Below are 19,316 nucleotides of genomic sequence, written 5' to 3'. Positions count from 1 at the left end.
CACGCGGTGGCCTCAGGTGGCGCGACCGTAGTTGAGGAGAAGGGTGCCGTTCTTTCCTCGCTCCAGGTCGTCCAGCCTCCATTGCTGGAGCATGTCGCCGTCGAACACCCGGCTTCCGCGTCCGACCACCGCGGGGGCGACGACCAGTCGTAGTTCGTCGACGAGCCGGGCCCGCAGCAACGTACGGGCCAGGCTGATGCTCCCGTGGACGCCGATGTCGCGGCCGGGTCCCTGCTTCAACTCGGTCACGTAGTCGGTCACCGAGGTGGTGACCGGAGTGCTGTTCGCCCAGTCCTGAGTGAGGGCAGAGGACGTGACGACGTGCTTGCGGGTGCCGTTGATGAAGCTCGCGAAGGGCTCGAAGTCCGACTTCGGCCAGTACCCGGACCAGTCGTCAAAGGTCCCGCGGCCGAGCAGGACGTCGTCCTGGGTCTCGATGACCCTGCCGAGGTAGGGGAGCAGCTGGGGCCCGTCGTCGGCGAGCCAGTCGCCCTCCTGGTGCTGGTGGGCGATCCCGTCGAGGGACATGATGTGGTAGAGCACGACCTTGCGCATGGGTTCTCCTAGGGTCAGTTCTGGTCGCGGACCGGTGTGTAGACGTGCTCGACGGACCCGTCCGGGAAGGTGCGGGTGCCGGTGAGCTGAAGCGGCGTGGTCGCGCTCTTGTCGGGCGTGAGCCGCAGACCGTCGCCGAGCAGGATCGGCATGACGACCACGCCGAGTTCGTCCAGCGCGTCGATGTCGCGGAAGGCCTGGATGGTCTGCTGGCCGCCGACCAGGTGCACGTCGCCGGTGAAGTCCGCCTCGCGCATGAGGCGGAGCAGCTCGGCCGGGTCCGCGGCGGACACGACGTCCGCGGGCGTCCCTTCCGGGAGCGGCCGGCTGGTCAGCACGAACACCCGCAGGTTCGGCCACGGCCAGTGCGAGGACCCGACGGCCGGCGCGAAGGTGTTGCGGCCCATGACCACCGCGCCGCAGCCGGCGATGAACTCCGGGAGGCCGTGCGAGAGGCCGGACTCGAAGTCCGGTGCGGTCAGGATGGTGGGCAGCCCGTCCGGCGACGCGATGTACCCGTCGACGCTGACGGCCATGTGGGTGCGGATACGCATGAGATGTCTCTTTCGTTCGAGTGCCTGTCCAGGATGTCCGGCATCGCGGCCGGGCACATTGGGCTGATGCCTTAGGCGGATCGCTCCGCCCTCTTTAGATTCCGGGCGCGGCTACTCTGTGGCCATGGCGAACCGGCTGGTGAGCCCGGTTCTGGTGGGCCGGGAGCGGGAGCGTACGGCGCTGCTCACCGCGTACGGCGACGCGGGGCGAGAGGCGACCGTGGTGCTCGTCGCCGGCGAGGCCGGCATGGGCAAGACCCGGCTCGTACGGGAGTTCACGTCCGGACTCGGCGCGTCCGCGCGGACGGTGGCGGGCGGGTGCACCGATCTGGGCGCCGACGGGCCGCCGTTCGGCCCCTTCGTCACGGCCCTGCGCCGGTTGGTGCGGGCCGTGGGCGCCGACCTGCTTCCCGGCCGCGGCCGGCGCGGGCTGGCCCGGCTGCTCCCGGAACTCGGTGAGGACGAGGGCGATCCGGACCGCGACCTGGGCCGGGCCCGGCTCTTCGAGGAGATCCTCCTGCTGCTGGAGGGCGGCGCGACCGACCGGCCGCTGGTCGTGACGCTGGAGGACCTGCACTGGGCCGACCGGTCCACCGGCGAACTCCTGACCTTCCTGGCACAAAACCTCAGCGCGCCGGGTCTCCTGCTCGTCGGAACGTACCGGCCCGACGAGATAACCGCGACGCATCCGCTACGACCGTTGGTCACCCGGGACGAGAACGTACGGCAGATCATGCTGACCGGGCTGGACCGCGACGCGGTGACACAGCAGGTCGCCGCGCTGCTCGGCCATCCACCCGGCGAGCCGCAGGTGGACCGGATCTTCCGCCGGAGCGAGGGAAACCCGCTCTTCGTCGAGGCGCTGGTGGACGCCGGCGACGCCCCCGCCGAGTCGTTGCGCGAACTGCTGCGGACGGATGTCGAGCGCCTGCCCGAGCCGAGCCGGCGGATCGTGCACGCGGCCGCGGTCGCCGCCAGCCCGGTCCACCACGGCCTGCTGGCCGTGCTCACCGGGATGGCCGACCTGGAGTTCGAGGACGCGCTCCGCCCGCTCGTACGCCGGAGGTTCCTCGACGTCGTCGAGGGCGGGTACGCCTTCCGCCGCGACCTGATCCGCGAGGCCGTCTACGAGGGGCTGCTCCCTGGTGAACGGGTCCGCCTGCACCGGCGCTGCGCCGAGGCGATCAGCGCCGACCCGCGGCTGGTCCCCGCCGATCGCGGCCCCGTCGAGATCGCCGCCCACTGGTACGCGGCCGGCGAGGACGCCCACGCCGCCGAGGCCGCCTGGCAGGCCGCCGAGTCGGCCGGCCGGACGTACGCGTACGCCGAACGACACCGCATGCTCGACCGCGTCCTCCGGCTGTGGGACCGGCTGCCGGACCGGATCGGTGTCGACCGGCTCACGGTCATGGAGATGACCGCCGAAGCCTGCCTGAACGCGGGTGAACTGGCCGCCGGAATCGCCGTGGCGACCGCCGCGCTGGACGAGTCGCCGGACCCCGAGCGTGCCGCCGTACTGCTCGAGATGCGCGCGGCGATGCGTGACCGCAACGGCCAGGACCCGCTGCCCGATCTGCTGGAGGCCGCCGGATCGCCGGCGGTACGAGGACGGGTGCTGGCCGAACTGGCCGTCGCCCAGCGCAACCAACGCCTGCTGGCGCCCGCCCGCGCGTCGGCCGAGGAGGCGCTGGAGATCGGCCGCCGAACCCACGACGGCGTCGTCCAGGCGAAGGCACTCGTCACCCTCGCCGCCCTGGCCGCCGCGAACGCGGACCTTCCGACGGCGAACGACCTGTTCGCCCAGGCCGCCGAGGCCGCCTCCGACGCCCACGACACCCGGTTGCTCGTGGCGATCACCGAGTCGGACGCCCTGGAGACCCTCGGCGAACACGCCCGAGCGGCGGAGGTCGCCCGGCAGGGCATGACCCTCGCCGACCGCCTGGGGTTGACGCGCACCCGCGGCACGCTGCTGGCGCCGAACCTGTCGGAGTCGCTGCTCTCACTCGGCCGCTGGCCCGAGGCGAGCCAGGTCAACCGGGACGCGCTCAGCCTGACACCGCCGCCGTTGTACCGGGCGTACCTGCAGATCATCCAGGCGACCGTCGACCTCAGACGGGGAGCCACGGACCAGGCGGCCGCCGCGGCCGAGCAGTCCAGGACCGTCATGCGCGGCAACAACCGGGGCGAGGAGTCGTGCCTGGAGCCCGACCTGCTGGACTGCCGGCTCGCCCAGGTCAAGCAGGATGTCGGCGCCATGGCGGCGGTCATCGGGCACGTCCTCGACGATCACGATCTGCTGGTCAGCCCCCGGTACGGGTGGCCGCTACTGCTCACCGCCGCCCGAAGCCTCAACGGCCACCGGCAGGCCTCGGGCCTGATCCAACAGTTGGTCACCTGGAGCAAGAAGCTCACGGTCACCGGCCGCCTGCAGCAGGCGCACCGGGTGACGTTCGACGCCGAGATGAGCTCGGACGTCGACGCGTGGCTCCCGGCGATCACCGCATGGCGCGACCTCGAACAGCCCTACGCCTTGGCCGAGACCTTGCTCCGCGCCGGCCGAGCGGCCCTGTCCGCCCGTGACAGGGATCGGGCGATCGCCCTGCTGACGGAAGCTCTGTCGATCGCGACCGAGCTGGGAGCCGGACCGCTGCGTACGGAGATCGAGAGCCTGACCCAGCGGTCCCGGATCCCCGTCGACACGACCGCCTCACCCGCCCGGTCGGAGACCGGTCTCACCAAGCGCGAACTCGAGGTGCTGGAACTCCTGACCGCCGGCCTGAGCAACCGCCAGATCGGCGAGCGCCTGTTCATCTCCGCCAAGACCGCCGGCGTCCACGTGTCGAACATCCTGACCAAGCTCGGAGTGACAACCCGCCTCGAGGCCGTCGCCTGGGCTCACCGAACCCACCTCTTCGACCAGGAACGCTAAGGCGTTTCTCCGTGGTTCAGCCCGAGTCCTTCTCGGCGACCCGGCCGTTGGTGACGTGTAGGCGGCGTGTGGTGTGCACCGCGTTGATCATCCGGCGGTCGTGGGTCACCAGGAGCAGGGTTCCGGGGTAGGAGTCGAGTGCGGACTCGAGCTGTTCGATGGCGGGCAGGTCGAGATGGTTGGTCGGCTCGTCCAGAACGAGCAGGTTCACGCCCCGCGCCTGCAGCAACGCGAGGGCCGCCCGGGTGCGCTCACCGGGGGACAGCGTCGCCGCGGGTCGGGTCACATGCGCGGCGCCCAGGCCGAACTTCGCCAGCAGGGTACGGATCTCGGCCGGCGACGACTCGGGAACCTCCGCGCCGAAGGCGTCCAGCAGCGCGCCCTCGCCCAGGAACAGGGCCCGCGCCTGGTCGACCTCGCCGATGACCACGCCCGCGCCGAGCGCGGCGTGACCTTCGGCGAGAACGGCCCGGCCCAGCAACGCCGCCAGCAGCGTCGACTTGCCCGCCCCGTTGGCCCCGGTGATCGCCACCCGATCGGCCCAGCCGATCTCCAGGTCGACGGGGCCCAGGGTGAAGTCCGCGCGCCGCACCACCGCGGAACGCAGAGTCGCCACCACCGCCCCGGCGCGCGGCGCGGCGGCGATCTCCATCCGCAGTTCCCACTCTTTGCGGGGCTCCTCGACCACGTCGAGGCGTTCGAGCGCGCGCTCGGTCTGGCGGACCTTGGAGGCCTGCTTCTCGCTCGCGTCGGCCCGGAAGTTCCGGCCGACCTTGTCGTTGTCTCCCCCGTTGGCGCCCCGCGCCTTCTTCCTCGCGTTCCTGACGCCCTTGGCGGCCCACTCCCGTTGCGTACGGCCGCGTTCCACCAGGGCGGCGGCCTTCCCGGCGTACTCCTCGTAGTCGGCCCGGGCATGCCGCCGGGCGACCTCACGCTCGGCCAGGTACGCGGCGTAACCGCCGCCGTAGACGTTCACCTGCTGCTGGGCCAGGTCCAGCTCCACCACCCGGGTGACCGTACGGTCCAGGAACTCGCGGTCATGGCTCACCAGCACCGTGCCGGCCCGCAGGCCCGTGACGAACCGCTCCAGCCGCTCCAGCCCGTCGAGGTCCAGATCGTTGGTGGGCTCGTCGAGCAGGAAGATGTCATACCGGCTGAGCAGCAGCGACGCCATCCCGGCGCGGGCCGCCTGCCCGCCGGACAACGAGGTCATCGGCTGATCGAGGCCCACTGCCAGCCCCAGCTCCGCGGCCACCTCCCCGGCCCGGTCCTCGAGATCGGCGCCGCCCAGGTCCAGCCATCGCTCCAGGGCGGAGGAGTATTCGTCATCGGCGCCCGCACGCCCGCCGACCAGACCCTCGGTCGCGGTGTCCAACTCCCGCTGAGCCTGCGCCACCCCCGTACGACGGGCGAGGAACTCGATCACCGTCTCACCGTGACGCCGCTCGGGTTCCTGCGGCAGGTAGCCGACCGCCGCGGACGACGGGCTGAGCGTCACGGAGCCGCCCTCGGGACGGAGCAGGCCCCCGAGAGTCCGCAGCAGGGTGGACTTCCCCGCGCCGTTGACTCCGACCAGCCCGATGACTTCTCCAGCGGAGACGACCAGGTCCAGCCCGGAGAACAAGGCACGGTCACCGTGGCCGGCGGCGAGGTCCTTCGCGACAAGGGTTGCGGTCATAGAACGCCAACGCTATCCGCCACTGGGTGACCGCCGAACCCAGCCGACGCCCATGCGACGGCAGGCCGGCCTGGGCAACCGCCAGATCGGCGAACACCTGTTCATCTCCGCCAAGACCGCCGGCGTCCACGTGTCGAACATCCTGGCCAAGCCCATGGCGACAACCCGCCTGGAGGCCGTCGCCCGGACCCACCGAACCCACCTCTTCGACCAGAAATGACCGAGGGCGACGACCTATTAGGCATCCGCGAGCGCCGCGGTTCGTTGCACCATCAGGCTGAAGCGGCCTAACCTCACGGGCAGAACACCTAAGACCCGATGTGGGCCATCGGTCGAGGTGGTCCAGCGGACGGGCGAATATGGGTGGATGATGAACGCAAAAGCAGCTGGGCTCGCCCTTGTGGCTGGAGTGGTGCTGCTCTTTCCGGGATTAGCTTGCGGCGCTCACCAGGTGTCGAGTTGTGGGCCACCTTTTCTTGAGGTGGACGCCGGCGCCGTATCGGGGAAGGTTGGTGGGTGCTCCGGTCGTTATTCCTCTTTGGGGGCAGCAAAGATAAAGGTCGGCGCGGTGATCAAGGTAAGCATTTATCATACGCGCAAGACGACCGAGGTGACCTTGCCGTATAGCACCGACCCCCGAGTTGTCGGTTCTTCCTCACGCTCGGCGGATGGGCGGAGCGTGAGATTCCGCGCCATCGCGCCGGGCACAGCCGGCCTCGTGGTGCCTACCGAACTGTGCCCGGCGCGGGATTCTGTCGGAACGGCTACGCCATCGGCGAGCCCCTCGGCACAGCCCCTTGCGCTCTGTCAGATCCTGCGAGTTGACGTCGGGTGACCCTCTCGCGGCCTTATGAGCACGCCTTCCAGGTGTTCTGCCACATGGTCGCTCCGCTGGTGGGGAAGCCCGTCGGCACCGACAGGTCCTTGTCGCTCGTCATCTTGATCGGCTGCCAGCCGACATACTCATAGCCGGGGAAAGGGTCGCCGTCCGAGTCGTAGCCGAGTTCGGCGTCCAGGAACTGGCTGTAGCCGGTCTGCGGCTGGCGCAGGTTGATGTAAGCGTCGTCCACTGATGGGCGCTCGGCGATGAGTTCGCCGGTCCAGCCGTCGTAGTAGTCGCTGGCGAAACCCTTCACACTGCCGATGGGGTCGACGATCGTCGACCACGGGCCCAGCGTGGCCAGCTTGTTCGTCGTCAGGTTGTAGATCTGGAAACTCACTGTTTTGTCTATGGGGTTGTAGTAGGTCATCGATTGGACCTGGTCCAGCGCGGAGACCTTCATATTGACGATGTGCTGCTCGGGAAGCGTCTGGTCCTTGTTCTGGTTCAGTGCTTCCCAGAAAGCGTAGGCATCGTTCGGGCCCGACCCTCCGATGTTGTCGACGCCGGCCTGAAGCAGCCCCCACACGGGGCGATCGCCTGTATCCCACCCGCCGATTCCCGACCAGATGCTGTAGCCCGAGGCGGTCGGACATACCGCGTTGAAGCTCGGTTCCTGCCATCGCACGAACGCCGAAGTGAACGGCGGCTCGTCGGGCGGGTTCACAGCGATGCCTCCGGACCAGTTGTCACTGGTCAAAGGATCGGGCGCGAGCGCCGACTTGGTTCGCTGAGGCGGTCGATGCGTCACGTGGGGGTCGCTGCACATCTCGGGAAGGACGAAGTCGATTTGGTGGTGCGGGTAAAGAGCGTCCCAGCGCGTACGGGCCGGACCGCTCTTCGGGCGCGGTGGGAACCCGTACATCCGCAGTTGAGCATCGGTCGCGGTATGCGGATCGAAGTCGGCAGGCGGCACGGCGACCTTCATGGTGTTGCCGCCCTTGCCGAAAACTCGAACCTTTCCCGTATCGTCGGCGGCGACACTCCGCCGACCTGCGGAGTCGATGGAGTAAGTCTCCTCAACCGGATACTTCTGGCAGTCACGTAATGAGGCTACTGTCTTATCTCCGTTTGCGTCCGAGACCTTTATCGCCCCGAACGCCGGGGTCGAAAGAAGTAATGAGACGACAATTGTCGCGGGCAGGACAGACAGACGCTTGACCAGCATTCGGCCTCCGACGCGAGGGAGCGTGAACGCCGCGATGACTGACGAGCGACGCCGAGGGAACGGTGACACGGGCCGGAGGCGCAGATCAATCCGGTGACCGATATAGGACGTTGTTCTCAGTGGGCGACAAACCAGACTGCCGGCTATCGGCACCCTGCTCTGGACCCAAATCACTGTGGGCCTTCCGGTGCGGAATCTGTGTAAGGTGCGGATCGCCATCGACCATGGCTCCTGCCAGGCGCGATACGTTAATGAGGCCGCCTTCGGCTAGGAATCGATGACGCCGCAGGTGCGCGACACCGCGAGACCGGCCGACCCTCATCGGCTCGCGGCGATCGGCCCGTTCGTCAGCCCGGCGACGCCGTTGGGCGTGCCGATGCCGGTCGGCCCGTCGTACCCGACGACCGCGGTGCACAGGTAGGAGCCTCCGCAGGAGCCGTTGGCGCCGGTGACGATGTCGTTGAACGCCCATGGGCGCGCGTAGGGAAAGGAGCTGGGTTGATCGGCCGTACCCGGGACCCCGGCCAGGGCGTACATGGCGGCGAGCAACGGGGCGGACGCACTGGTGCCGCCGAACACCCGCCAGCCGGAGAACTCGAAACTGTCGTACACGGCGAGACCGGTCATCGGGTCGGCGTCGGCGGACACATCGGCCGCGGTACGGCGAGGACAGCTGAGGTCACGTTGAAAGGACGGCTTCGGCGCGTACGGGGAGCAGCCGGAACCAGCGCCGGACCATGCTCCTTCCACCCAGCCGCGGGGGTTCCGCGCCCGCACGAGCGATGTGCCGCCGACCGCCGTGACGTACGGCGAGGCGGCCGGATAGAGCTGGTGGCCGTAGCCCTGGTCACCCGAGGCGAAGGTGAAGGCCACGCCGGAGTGAGCGGCGAGACGGCGGTCGAAAAGCTCCTCGCCAGAGAACTCGTTCGCGCCCCAGCTGTTGCTGACGAACCTCGCGCCCTGAGCGACGGCCTGGTCCTCCGCGGTGAACAGATTACTGAAGAAATTGTCGTTCGCCTCGACGAGCAGGATCCGGCAGTACGGGCATGCCGCGCTGACGGCGTCCATGTCCAACGAGGCTTCACCGGCCCAGCCCGCGTCGGATGGGGGATAACGTGTCCCGCCATTCTGGTCTATTTTGCGGAAGCAGCCGTTCGCGGTGGTGCACGGCGGTAGGCCGTATTGGTTACGGTAAACCGCCAGATCCTGTTCGGCACTTGGGTCGTCGAAGGCGACGACGATCGCCACGGTTCGCCCGAAACCGGCAGTGGGGAGGCGATACGCGTCGCGAATCTCCGCAGGCCCATATCCGGGCGGCAGGAAACCGGGCGAGACCGTCGTGATGCGGGGCAGATCGGAGCGGAACAGCGCCAGACAGAAGGCCCTACCAGCGCCGGGCGACGGCTCACAGACACGCCGGTACGGCAGCCCGCGCTGCGCTGCGGCGACGGACGGGAGCACTATCAGCGCCAACGACATCAGCGCCAGCAATGGCAGCCGAATCCGCATAAGCCGCATCATCTTTCCCCTTATTGGCTACGTTTCTTAGCGAGAACGAAAGCGAGAAACTTTTTCCCCTGAAGTCGAAAGCCAAATCCTGGCGAGATGACGTTCTCCGCTACGGCCGATTTATCCGATGCACGCCTCAACGGTCGATGTTGAGCGGAACGCGAACAACGTGGTGCGGCCGGCCGAGTCCGCCCTAGCGCCAGATCATGAAGTCGGGGAAGGCGTACCGGCCGGGACGGGCGCCGATCTCCTCGACGGCCGCCTGCACGTCCCGTAGCTGATCCACCGTCATCTGCAGCGGCGGCTCGTCCGGCTGATACGTGGTGCCGATGCGGTAGTCGACACCCGGTTCACTCGTCATCTCGATATGGCAACCGAGGACGTGTGTGACCGGCCGCGTGCCGGCGAACTCGACCAGGCGGCCGACGGTGCGGTGGAATGCGGCCCAGTCCTCGACGTACAGCCGGCCACGGTAGATCGTGTCGCCGGTCAGCAGGAGGCCGGTGTACGGATCGTAGAACGTGACGGCCGCCCTGTGGTGCCCCGGGGTGAGCAGGCATTCGAGCACCCGACCCCCGAGGTCGACGTGCGCGACCTTTTCGGGTTCGTCGGCGAATCCGAAGTGATCCCGGACAGCGCCGAGTCCCGCATCGACGACGGTCGTCCCAGGCCGGTCGGTGAACTGGGCGTCCCCTTGGACATGGTCATCGTGCGCATGAGTGTGCAGCACGAGTAGCCCGTAGTCGTCCCTTGGATGCCCGGCGAGCCGGCGTTCGATCAGATCGTCGACGGTTCGGCGCAGCGGAAACCATTCGGCGGACTCCGTCGCGCCGGTGTCGATGAGCACGGCTCGGGTGTTGCCGAACAGCAGGAACATGAACGGCGCCTCATAGTGAACCGCCTTGTTCTGCCGCAGGATGACAGTGTGCTCATTGTAGAAGTGCACCTGAATGTCGGGATCCGTGTTGTGCTTGGCCGACGGCGACCCGTGAATCCACTGCACATCGAGCGATCCGGACACGGGAACGCCTGATGTGAAGTCGATGAGTTGCATGCCCCTACCCATACCCCCGCCGCCCCTCAAAGGCGACTGACTCAGATTCATGCGGACCCTCAGCGACGATGGATCTGTCCGGGCGCGTGGCCTAGGTCGTACTGCCCCGGTCGATGGCCAGTTCGCGTAGGTGGACGGCGAGAGCGCTGGTCCAGACCGTGGTGAACCACCGACGGGCTTGGGTGACGTGCCGCGTGCCGACCGGTGAACTGGGTTGGCCGTGATGGAACATGATCCGCCCAGCACGACGGCGGAAGTACCGCCATCGGCGCCGAGGTGTCCGGGCCATCCCACGATTACTGGCCAAAGAGACGACACCCTCCAAGCCGGAGCGCCAGATCGCCGAGGACGCGACGTGTCTCACACATGAGGTTGGGACACTGCGGCGGCACCTACGCCCACATCTACCCGAAAGACAGCCAAGCGCAGAAACAGGGCCTGACCGCAAACCGCGGCAGGCCTCTCTTCATTGCCGTAGGCCGACACAAAAGTCCGGGTGACGTTCGACGCCGAGATGAGCCCGGCCGTCGACGCGTGGTTCCCGGCGATCACGGCATGGCGCGACGACCCGCCTGGAGGCCGTCGCCTGGGCCCACCGAACCCACCTCTTCGACCAGGACCAACCATCCCACCAATGAAAAGACCGTCGCCTCAGCCCTGACACGGGGAACTCGCAGGTGCGTGCACGGCTCTATTCGTACGGGTCCCGCCGACCGTTGGCTCGCTCGGCACTGACCGGCCTCAGACCGCCACCGGACGGCGCACGGTTCGTACGGCGAAGGCCACCGCGAGGATCGCGACCGCGGCGCCACTGAGCCAGAACGGGGCGCGGAGTCCCCACGCGTGGGCGACGGCACCGCCGGCCAGGGCACCGAGGGGCACGGCCGTGCTCGACAGGGTACGGCTCGCGCTGTTCACCCGGCCCAGGAGCTCGGCCGGAACCAGGCGCTGTCGCATCGTCACCGACAGGACGTTCCACAGGGAGAACGTGAAGCCCGTGCCGCCCCACGCCAGCGCCGTGACCGCCGGGACGGGGAACGCCGCCAGGGCCAGGACCGACGCGGACGTGGCCGCCAAGGCGAGGATCTGCAGGATTCGGTCGTCGAAGCGGCGGATCAGCAGCGGTGTGACCGCGGCGCCGGAGATCCCGCCGACGGCTCCCACGGCGAGCAGAACGCCGAACGCGGTGTTCGACAGGCCCATCGGACCTACGGCGAGCAGCACCAGGAGCGGCTCCCATGACTGGGTGAAGAACGTCAGCCCCGCGCCGGTCAAGATGACGGTACGGACCGTGCCGCTCCGCCACAGCCAGCGCATGCCCGCCGACACCTCGGCGAAGAGCTCGCGGACCAACTGACCGGTCGCCGCGGGCGGCGGGGTGCGGAGCGGGGCGATCAGCACGGCGCCGAGCAGCAGAACCGCGGTGTTCAGGCCGAACGGCAGAGCCGCCGAGGTCGCGAACATCAGGCCGCCCAACGCAGGGCCGGCGAGGTCCAGGCCGGTGCGTTCGGCGGCGGCGAGCGTGCCGTTCGCGCGCTCCAGGGCCGCGTCATCGACCACGCGGGGAAGCAGCGACTGTGCTGCATTGTCGTAGGCCGCCTCGCCCACCCCGAGCAGGAACACCACGACGTACAACAAGATCAGTGAGCGGTCGCCGGCCAGGATCGTGACGCACAGGAGGCCCATCAGCAGCGCGCGGCCGGCGTTCGCCGCCACCGCGACCCGCTCGGGGCGGTTCCGGTCGACGTACACGCCGATCGGCAGGCCCAGGAGGATCCACGGCAGGTACGACACCGCGGTGAGCACGCTGAGCGCGACCGGCTCGCGAGTGATGGACGCGGCGAACAGCGGGAGCGCGACGTGGCGGATCCCGTCGCCCAGATACGCCAGTGCGGCGGAGGCGATGACTCGGGTGCCGTTCGACCGCACGGTCTCAGCCGCCGGGTGCCGGCGAGAGCCGGCACGACTGAGCGTGGTACCCGGTGCCGGGCCTGAGGGCCGCCCCGGTGACACGCCTGAGCGCCAAGCCGGCGACGAGACTGACGGGCACGGTCGGTAGGAGCCGCTGCGACGCCTCACGATCCCCGGCCACCGGCCCGCTGACACCGTCCGCCGCGATGCCCAGTGTCCCTCCTCGCACACTCCGCACGTCAGGACCCAGGGACACGCGTCCGCGGTGCGGAGCGCTCGGCGTCCGAACCGGAGCGCCCGTCGCGATGCTCACCCGGCGGCCGACGTCACCCGCGAAAGTGGCATTCCGAGCCGCCTGATCCTTCATATTCGCGAGATCAGAAGCCGGGTCATTCGATGTGCCGAAAATGGCCCATTCGCCGGGGCAGTGCGTGAATCCACTTTCGGCATCAGCCGCGTATTCATATGGAGTCAATGTGCCACCGCTGCGATCAAGGAGGACTTCCGCAAAGCACACCCCGTCGTGGGTGGACGGGGAGATCGGCAGGCCGGTGCGCGCGCCACGGTGCGAAGCACGCCGACCGACAGGACCGACGGGCCGATGGCGTGTCAGGGCGTGGAGATGAGCACCGTACATGGTGGGCGCCCGGGCCAAAGTGTTGCAGGCCCGGGCGCCTACCGGGTCACGTTACTCGGGTGCCTTTGAGTGCCCTGCTGTTGTTCGTCATAAGGTCACCATAGATCGGCCTCGCACCCCCTCCAAATACTTGATAAAAATTCGAAGTGTCGCCGATCCCGGCATTCATCCGCGCCACGCCGGCGACCTTCTGCGGCGAGACCGAGAACCGCCGTCGCACCCCGGTGGTCGCCGTCCTGGTCGGCCGATCTGGCTCACCGTTGAGGGATCGCGCCGATCCGCGAACCTGGCGAGCTGCGCCTGAGAGGCCAGGCGTGTGATCACTGACCGTAGGAGAACCGAAGGTCGGCGAAGAGAAGGTGGTTGAGCCGCAGTCGAAGGTGTCCTGTCTTGCTCTGGCCAGGAAGTGCGTCGGGCGTGAGCAAGGCGAACCTCAGCGAGGTCTCACCGCCTACGGCCGTCAGCTCGAAGTGGACCTGGTCGTTGGGCCTGCTGGGCCACAGAGACGACCACACGACCCGGTTGGGCCTGTCCGCCTCCAGAACCCTCGGCTACACCTCATCGGACAGCAGGTTCAGCCACGGCCGAGCTCCGGGCCGACGAGGCTCCACAAGCGATTCCCAGACTGCTGACGGGGGCGCCGACAGCTTCCGCGCCCTCGAACCGATTTCGGCCACGCCAGAAGCGTAGGGCTGCTTGCGCGGTGCCCGGCCTTTCAGGCCCCACGAGGGTCAGTATCGACAACTGCGCCGTGTGGCCCGCTCTGGCAGCAGGCCCCGGGGCACTCGCTCCATACAGATCACCTTTACCGGCCAGAACAGGGGCGGCGGAGGCGAGCGGACGACGACCGCCGATGTCCTCACCAAGGCTGCTGCGTAACCCGGCCTGTCGGTAGGGGCGTTAGCAAGAAGGCCCCTTCCATGATCGGAAGGGGCCTTTGACGTGGGAGCCGCCTGTCGGAATCGAACCGACGACCTATTCATTACGAGTGAGGCTAGAGGCGTCCAGGGCCGTCCAGATCGGCCCGTTAACCTGGTCTTTCATGGCCTAGTCGTCCACAGTCATCCAGAGCCATCCGGAAGTGTTGTTAGCACCGGCGTTAGCAGTTTGGGTATATCCGTCGTTGGCTGAGGCGTCGTACGTGAGGCTCGTACTGGGCGGTTCGCGAACGTTTCGCCCGTCGATCATCAACGTCTGACGCTCACAGACCGGCTCGTTCAACTTGGCCTCAAAGGGATCGGCATCCCACTCGACGAGGCGTGTAGCACCCGTTGCTACTGGTCGGTACGCGTTTGCAGCAGGTGGTTGCTGCGGTTGCCGCGACGCTGCGGGCAGACACACGAGCTCTCAAGAGGCCTGATAGGTGGCCCAGCGGAGTTGCTGGGGGCGACGCTGGGGTCGTTCGCTGGCTCATGACGCCGGATTCGGCCCGGCCAGCGCCAACAAATATGCAGAAGATCACGATCTCGCTGCGGCGCCCCTAGAGATCTGGCTTCAACAAGCGGCCACCCACTGTCTCGGACCTGACGAGCGCGCCCCCCAGGCTCCGAGTCACCCTTATTCGCTACCCTGAACGGTTTTCGATCACTATAGTTGGATGGCACCAAATCCCCTAGAAGGGGCGACAGGAGGATGAATGTCAAAGTTCAACCACCGCATTTTTGCTGATGAAGATCCAAGCAATGTTCACGTACCACTAAAAACGGGATTAGAGTATGCAGTAAGCGCAATAAGATACTTGGACAGAGAAAATGAGAACGCGGATGAAAAGTTCGCAATACTGCACCTCTATGCGGCAATCGAAGTCCTTCTAAAAGTTCGACTTATCCAAGAACATTGGACTTTGGTTATAGCCGATTCCCGCAATGCCAGCCTTGCGAAGTATCATGCTGGCGATTTCAAGAGTGTGGGAGCCGAGGAGGCGGTGAGGCGACTTAACGATATATGCAAGCTAGGGTTGCCCGGATACCGCAACTCCCCGCTAAAAAGAGCAGAGGAGATGCGAAACCGCCAACAACACTTTGGCTTGAATGAGTCCCCGATCGCGATCCGGGCAGTCAGTATTCCTGCATACAATTATCTGATTCAGTTTATTGAAGAACACCTAAGCCCGGGCTCTTATCAATACGAACGCGAACTGATAGACGCTGCTCTAAGTGAAATCCGAGATCGCCTACCTCACCTGAGCGATCTCATAGAGCAGAGATATCGCCAGGTAGAGCCCGAGCTTGGCTCGTCGCCGAATCCCGTAATCCGATGCACTAGGTGTCAGATGATGGCCCTTGAAGTGCTGTCAACTGGCGGTAGGTGCAGCGTTTGTCTAGGACAATGGAGCAATACGCAAGAATTGGCAGAAGAATATGCTCTCGAAGTTCGGGGACACAACATCCCGGCGGATAGGTGTCCGACCTGCCGGTCAATCAGTCTCGTTGCGAATGTTGAAATGAAAAGCCATCCGGGTGGACCTTGGTTCTGCTTTACGTGTACAGATACGTGGCGTCACATAGTATTGAGCCGCTGTTGTCGCTGCGGCCACCTTGCAAGCGGATGCACCGCAGGGATCTGCCCTTCATGCGTGGAAGAGTTTGTTCAGGGATAACTCCCCTGAGAAGACGACCTATCTGGCCAGCTGATCCGTAGCAAGATCGAGAGAGTCCGCGGTCGTCCAGGCTCGTTTCTTGACCTGCTGCCGAACCGCTGTGTCGTCCAGATCAGTCCAAATCATTCCAGGGTGGTTGTTAGCCAAAACCGTTAGAATCAGCCGCCTGGCAAGAAGTCCCCGATATTCGGGGGCAAGCGGACCCGGAGCGCAGGGCCGGCCACGGCCCGAGCACCGGAAGCCGCGCGGCAGCGATCGCCCCCACCGAGACGAACCTCAGCCATCCACGGCGATCGTCTTCTACACGGGCGTCACCAACGCGTCCTCTCGACACGAACTACAGCAGCCGTCAGCCTTCGTCGGCCCACTCGGCTAGATGTGTTCGGACAGCGCTAGTCATCCTTGGCCGTACCGCGGTGTGCCGGACTTCGGCGTTGTGCAAGGAGGCCCCGTCCTTCCGCGAGGAGGTCGCGGCCCGGAGACAAGTCGCCCTGCACCTGGCACCCCACCTCCAAGGCGTAGAGGACCACCTACTCTGAGCCGCCAGATGGCCGCTATCAGCCACCGCGAGGCATGTGGACCGAGGTGTGCCAAAGGTCTTTAATGGGGCACCTGCTCACGAACGGGCGGCGGCAGGCACCGGCAGTTGACGGGAGGTCCGTGTGCGGGTGAGGGCACGATGAGCGTCGACGAGGTCGACCAGCCACCTGCCGGTGGGCTGCCAACGACAGCTATGCAGGAACAGTTCAGCGTTGCGTTCGTCCATATGATCGCCTCCGCCGCAGGTTGCTCACTGAAGCGGCATGACACTGACTACGACGGGGTTGACCTCACGATACGCTCGTCTGCGGAGTACGAGGTCTACACGGGCGCCGAGTTCGACATCCAGCTGAAATGCACAACTCAGCAAGAGCTACTTCGCAAAGATCATCTGGTCTGGACGATGAAGGCGAAGCCCTTCAAGCACCTGATCAACCCAAAGCGATACAACCCGGCCTACCTCGGCGTACTACTTGTGCCTAGCGACCCTCAGGCATGGATCGAGCAGGACGAGGGATACCTGATCACGCGGAGCCGGATGTTCTGGCAGGAAGCCGCAAAGCTCGGCAGCATACCCGAGGGCGGAGTCACCAAGGACGTCCACCTACCTCGCGGTAACCTATTTGATGTAGCTCAGCTCCTTGGCATCATGAAGGCCATCGGCGAGGGAGGCAGCTCGTGAACTCGTTCACACTCGATCCCTACCGAGAGATCGCGTCCACTCTGACGCCGACTGCCGTCTCTCAGTACCTAGCTACCGAGGATTGGGAGCTGGAGTCTCGGCAGGACAGGATCCGGGAAGTCTGGCGGCTACCTGGATCAGAAGGCGGGACATCCCGAGGCCGCATCATGTTGCCGCTCGCGTTGGACTTCGAGGACTTCTCCCAGCGCTTCTACGACGCCCTGCACGCCTTGGGCCGGATCAACGACTGGGATGCCGACCAGCTTCAAGAGCGCATCACCGCCGCTCGTGCCGACCTGTTCTTCGTCAGGCTGGATCAGGTGATGACCGATGGGACGATCCCGTTCCGCCAAGCGGAAAACACCATAAAGGCGATTTACAAGCTTATGATGTCGGCAGCGACGACAGCCGCAGACCCTAGACACTCTCACCGCGGTAGGCGGCCGGCAACCGTAACTGAGTTCCTGGACGACGACGTACGCCTCGGTCATACCAAACGCGGCAGCTTCGTCTTTACTATCGCCGCCCGACTGGGCGCTCCAACACTGAGCGAGCCGGACGCTTCCAGCAGCCTTCAGCCGACAGATCCCGCTACATCATTCGCTCGCCGGGTAATGGAGACCCTTGCGCGCGGACTGGAGACCACAGAGAGTCTGACGCGCGGCGAAGCCACGGATGCGCTGCAAGATCCGGCACGGTGGGGATTGAGCGCTGGCCTAGTGGAGTCACTAGAGCTGATGACTCAACCAGAAGGGCTGAGGGCTCTAGATCTCTCTTTCGAGTGGGCAGCCGCCGAGCCGCCTCCCGAGGTTGGCAGCAACCCAATCACCCTAGAGCACAGCACTTCAGAGCAACTAGCTCGCGTACGAGAGCATTTGGTGCGTCAAGAAGAGCCAACCCGACGTGAGACTCTTGTAGGAGCGGTCCGTCGACTTTCACGAGAAGACGCTGATAGCGAGGACGAAGAGGCTGGCACCGTCGTTCTTGAAGCCGAAGTCAAGGGCCGTATTCGAAAGGTGTCGGTTCCCCTCTCTGGACAAGATCACCGATGGGCAATTACGGCATATCAAGAGAAGGTTCCTCTAACCGTCACCGGCGACTTGGCTTTCGAGCGTGGCGCTTGGCGTCTCAGCAACCCAAACGTAGATAGTAGCTTCCTGCAATATCAACTCGGCCGTGACGACCGTCCAGACCGTCACTAAGATAAGCAGGCGCCCAGCAAAACAGCGCGTACTCCTTCGCACGGTATGGCATATGCATTTAATTGCTACGACGGCAGAGAGGTCAGCTGAAGCTTCAGTTGACGGATCTAAGCTGGTCCTGCTCTTCGAGCGGCCGGCGAAGCCATTGGCCGCCCGCCTCTATCGGAGCGGGCTGGGGCATGCGCTACGCCCAACACGCGTTCCGTCACAGCACAGGCAGGACCTACCTCCGCTGTCGATGCTGTCCAGCGGGAGCGCGCGTCTCAGCGCGGCCTTGCCTGCTCAGACGCATGGTGATGCAAATCGTCTAGATCGATCCTTGTGGGACGTCTATCTACCGGTACAGTCTGTAACTAATCGATGCGACCAAACGATAATAATTCGGATGAGAAAAAGGGGATGAGTCCACTGGCCGGTGAACGCAAGACCGTTCGGCGCAGGCCATGGCCAGCGGACACCGTACGCGACAAGCCGAGGTATGAGCTGAGCGATACTGCCTTGTTCGCCCAGTCGGTGGTTAGCCCTCTCCGATATCCAGGCGCAAAGCGACAACTATTCCACGCGCTTCGGACTATCATCAGCGCCAATGTCCCTCCACCCCGCCTCCTCATTGAGCCGTTCTGTGGAGGTGCGACGTCCGCGCTTCGGCTTGCTGGAACAGGGGTCGTTGAACATGTCATTCTTGCCGACGCAGATCCGCTTGTAGCAGCCTTCTGGCATGTGGCCGCGTTTGATACGAACTGGCTCGTTACAGCTATGAAGGAGGAGGAAGTAACAATCCAACGCTGGGATTGGTGGCGCCTGGCACGGCCGACGACACGCCGCGATCGAGCATTGAAGTGTCTATTCCTGAACCGCACGACCTTCTCCGGCATTCTGCACGGCAGGGCCGGACCAATCGGCGGACGGGCCCAGACATCAACTTATAAGATTGATTGTCGATACGGTATCGCTGGTTTGGAACGCCGCATCCGCGCAGTGGGGGACCTGGCGGATACCGGTCGTCTTTTGGACGTGTGGAACTGCGATTGGCGCGATAGCCTCTGCAGGGCTCGACAGTTTGGCGGACTCACACCAGACGAAATCGTCGTCTATCTTGATCCACCTTATGTAGAGAAAGCTCCAGAGCTGTACGAGTGGTCTTTTGAGAGCAATCAACACGAAGCCCTCGCCACTGCACTTGCGGACGCCGACGGATTCCAGTGGCTGCTGTCGTACGACGACAGTCCGGTTATACGTAACCTGTACGCGGACCGCGCAGGTTATAGGCTCCGCACCGTCGAATACCGGTATACCGCAGCGGGGTCCGCGGTTCGCAAGTCCAAGTCTGAACTTCTGGTATCCAACTATCCAGATGTGCCCAACGACCTCGGGTCCCCTAAGACGGGACATTAGCGAACAATTATGCGCGATCACGA

General features: G+C 65.6%; 13 protein-coding genes. 6 read left to right on the top strand and 7 right to left on the bottom strand.

What is annotated here, in order from left to right; translation table 11 throughout:
- Window positions 1-12 precede the first annotated feature (12 nt).
- Window positions 13-555 (bottom strand): dihydrofolate reductase family protein, encoded by a 543-nt coding sequence (locus tag QSK37_RS39890; RefSeq protein WP_285631707.1) that lies wholly within the window; start codon window positions 553-555, stop codon window positions 13-15.
- A gap of 14 nt (window positions 556-569) precedes the next feature.
- Window positions 570-1,109, bottom strand: coding sequence for a dihydrofolate reductase family protein (locus QSK37_RS39885; RefSeq protein ID WP_285631704.1), 540 nt, complete (start codon window positions 1,107-1,109; stop codon window positions 570-572).
- Window positions 1,110-1,233: 124 nt separating this feature from the next.
- On the opposite strand from QSK37_RS39885, the gene QSK37_RS39880 reads away from it, so the two are divergent.
- Window positions 1,234-4,038: a helix-turn-helix transcriptional regulator gene (locus tag QSK37_RS39880; protein ID WP_285631701.1), complete on the top strand. Its 2,805-nt coding sequence runs from the start codon at window positions 1,234-1,236 to the stop codon at window positions 4,036-4,038.
- Window positions 4,039-4,054: 16 nt separating this feature from the next.
- Here QSK37_RS39880 and QSK37_RS39875 read toward each other — a convergent pair whose 3' ends face one another.
- The gene (locus QSK37_RS39875) at window positions 4,055-5,716 is read right to left on the bottom strand and encodes an ABC-F family ATP-binding cassette domain-containing protein (protein WP_285631699.1); all 1,662 of its coding nucleotides are present in this window, start codon (window positions 5,714-5,716) and stop codon (window positions 4,055-4,057) included.
- 52 nt (window positions 5,717-5,768) lie between these two features.
- On the opposite strand from QSK37_RS39875, the gene QSK37_RS39870 reads away from it, so the two are divergent.
- Window positions 5,769-5,936, top strand: a complete 168-nt coding sequence (locus QSK37_RS39870) for a LuxR C-terminal-related transcriptional regulator (protein ID WP_285631696.1) — start codon at window positions 5,769-5,771, stop codon at window positions 5,934-5,936.
- Window positions 5,937-6,564: 628 nt separating this feature from the next.
- Here QSK37_RS39870 and QSK37_RS39865 read toward each other — a convergent pair.
- The 4 genes from QSK37_RS39865 to QSK37_RS39850 all read right to left on the bottom strand — a co-directional run bounded on the left by QSK37_RS39865 (window position 6,565) and on the right by QSK37_RS39850 (window position 12,256).
- Entirely contained in the window at window positions 6,565-7,764 is a 1,200-nt protein-coding gene (locus QSK37_RS39865) for a G1 family glutamic endopeptidase (RefSeq protein ID WP_285631693.1), read from the bottom strand.
- A gap of 318 nt (window positions 7,765-8,082) precedes the next feature.
- Window positions 8,083-8,832, bottom strand: coding sequence for a S53 family peptidase (locus tag QSK37_RS39860; RefSeq protein ID WP_285631690.1), 750 nt, complete (start codon window positions 8,830-8,832; stop codon window positions 8,083-8,085).
- Between the two features lie 634 nt (window positions 8,833-9,466).
- Window positions 9,467-10,327 carry an MBL fold metallo-hydrolase gene (locus QSK37_RS39855; protein WP_285631687.1) on the bottom strand — a complete coding sequence of 287 codons (861 nt, stop codon included), beginning with the start codon at window positions 10,325-10,327 and terminating at the stop codon, window positions 9,467-9,469.
- Window positions 10,328-11,068: 741 nt separating this feature from the next.
- A complete protein-coding gene (locus tag QSK37_RS39850; protein WP_285631684.1) occupies window positions 11,069-12,256 on the bottom strand; it encodes an MFS transporter in 1,188 nt (395 codons plus the stop codon).
- A 2,255-nt stretch (window positions 12,257-14,511) separates the two neighbouring features.
- Here QSK37_RS39850 and QSK37_RS39845 point away from each other — a divergent pair.
- From QSK37_RS39845 to QSK37_RS39830, 4 genes are all read left to right on the top strand, one after another.
- Complete coding sequence (locus tag QSK37_RS39845; protein ID WP_285631681.1) at window positions 14,512-15,474, top strand: hypothetical protein; 963 nt, start codon at window positions 14,512-14,514, stop codon at window positions 15,472-15,474.
- A 679-nt stretch (window positions 15,475-16,153) separates the two neighbouring features.
- On the top strand, window positions 16,154-16,696 hold the full coding sequence (locus tag QSK37_RS39840; protein WP_285631678.1) for a DUF4365 domain-containing protein: 543 nt from the start codon (window positions 16,154-16,156) through the stop codon (window positions 16,694-16,696).
- On the top strand, window positions 16,693-17,898 hold the full coding sequence (locus tag QSK37_RS39835) for a hypothetical protein (RefSeq protein WP_285631675.1): 1,206 nt from the start codon (window positions 16,693-16,695) through the stop codon (window positions 17,896-17,898). The genes QSK37_RS39840 and QSK37_RS39835 overlap by 4 nt, the downstream gene beginning before the upstream one ends.
- 360 nt (window positions 17,899-18,258) lie before the next feature.
- Window positions 18,259-19,293: a DNA adenine methylase gene (locus tag QSK37_RS39830; RefSeq protein ID WP_349498026.1), complete on the top strand. Its 1,035-nt coding sequence runs from the start codon at window positions 18,259-18,261 to the stop codon at window positions 19,291-19,293.
- The last annotated feature ends 23 nt before the right edge of the window (window positions 19,294-19,316 follow it).

The sequence above is a fragment of the Actinoallomurus iriomotensis genome, assembly GCF_030269445.1.
In the GTDB taxonomy this organism is placed as follows: domain Bacteria; phylum Actinomycetota; class Actinomycetes; order Streptosporangiales; family Streptosporangiaceae; genus Actinoallomurus; species Actinoallomurus iriomotensis.
The sequence above is the reverse complement of the archived record's forward strand: the minus strand, read 5'-3'. Positions and strand labels throughout refer to the sequence as shown.

Excerpts from the sequence above, each read along its gene's own strand:
- QSK37_RS39870 (WP_285631696.1), top strand. The coding sequence starts at position 5,769 with ATGCGACGGCAGGCCGGCCTGGGCAACCGCCAGATCGGCGAACACCTG.
- QSK37_RS39855 (WP_285631687.1), bottom strand. The coding sequence starts at position 10,327 with ATGCAACTCATCGACTTCACATCAGGCGTTCCCGTGTCCGGATCGCTC.
- QSK37_RS39865 (WP_285631693.1), bottom strand. The coding sequence starts at position 7,764 with ATGCTGGTCAAGCGTCTGTCTGTCCTGCCCGCGACAATTGTCGTCTCA.
- QSK37_RS39875 (WP_285631699.1), bottom strand. The coding sequence starts at position 5,716 with ATGACCGCAACCCTTGTCGCGAAGGACCTCGCCGCCGGCCACGGTGAC.
- QSK37_RS39880 (WP_285631701.1), top strand. The coding sequence starts at position 1,234 with ATGGCGAACCGGCTGGTGAGCCCGGTTCTGGTGGGCCGGGAGCGGGAG.
- QSK37_RS39885 (WP_285631704.1), bottom strand. The coding sequence starts at position 1,109 with ATGCGTATCCGCACCCACATGGCCGTCAGCGTCGACGGGTACATCGCG.
- QSK37_RS39830 (WP_349498026.1), top strand. The coding sequence starts at position 18,259 with ATGCGACCAAACGATAATAATTCGGATGAGAAAAAGGGGATGAGTCCA.
- QSK37_RS39845 (WP_285631681.1), top strand. The coding sequence starts at position 14,512 with ATGTCAAAGTTCAACCACCGCATTTTTGCTGATGAAGATCCAAGCAAT.
- QSK37_RS39860 (WP_285631690.1), bottom strand. The coding sequence starts at position 8,832 with ATGGACGCCGTCAGCGCGGCATGCCCGTACTGCCGGATCCTGCTCGTC.
- QSK37_RS39840 (WP_285631678.1), top strand. The coding sequence starts at position 16,154 with ATGAGCGTCGACGAGGTCGACCAGCCACCTGCCGGTGGGCTGCCAACG.
- QSK37_RS39890 (WP_285631707.1), bottom strand. The coding sequence starts at position 555 with ATGCGCAAGGTCGTGCTCTACCACATCATGTCCCTCGACGGGATCGCC.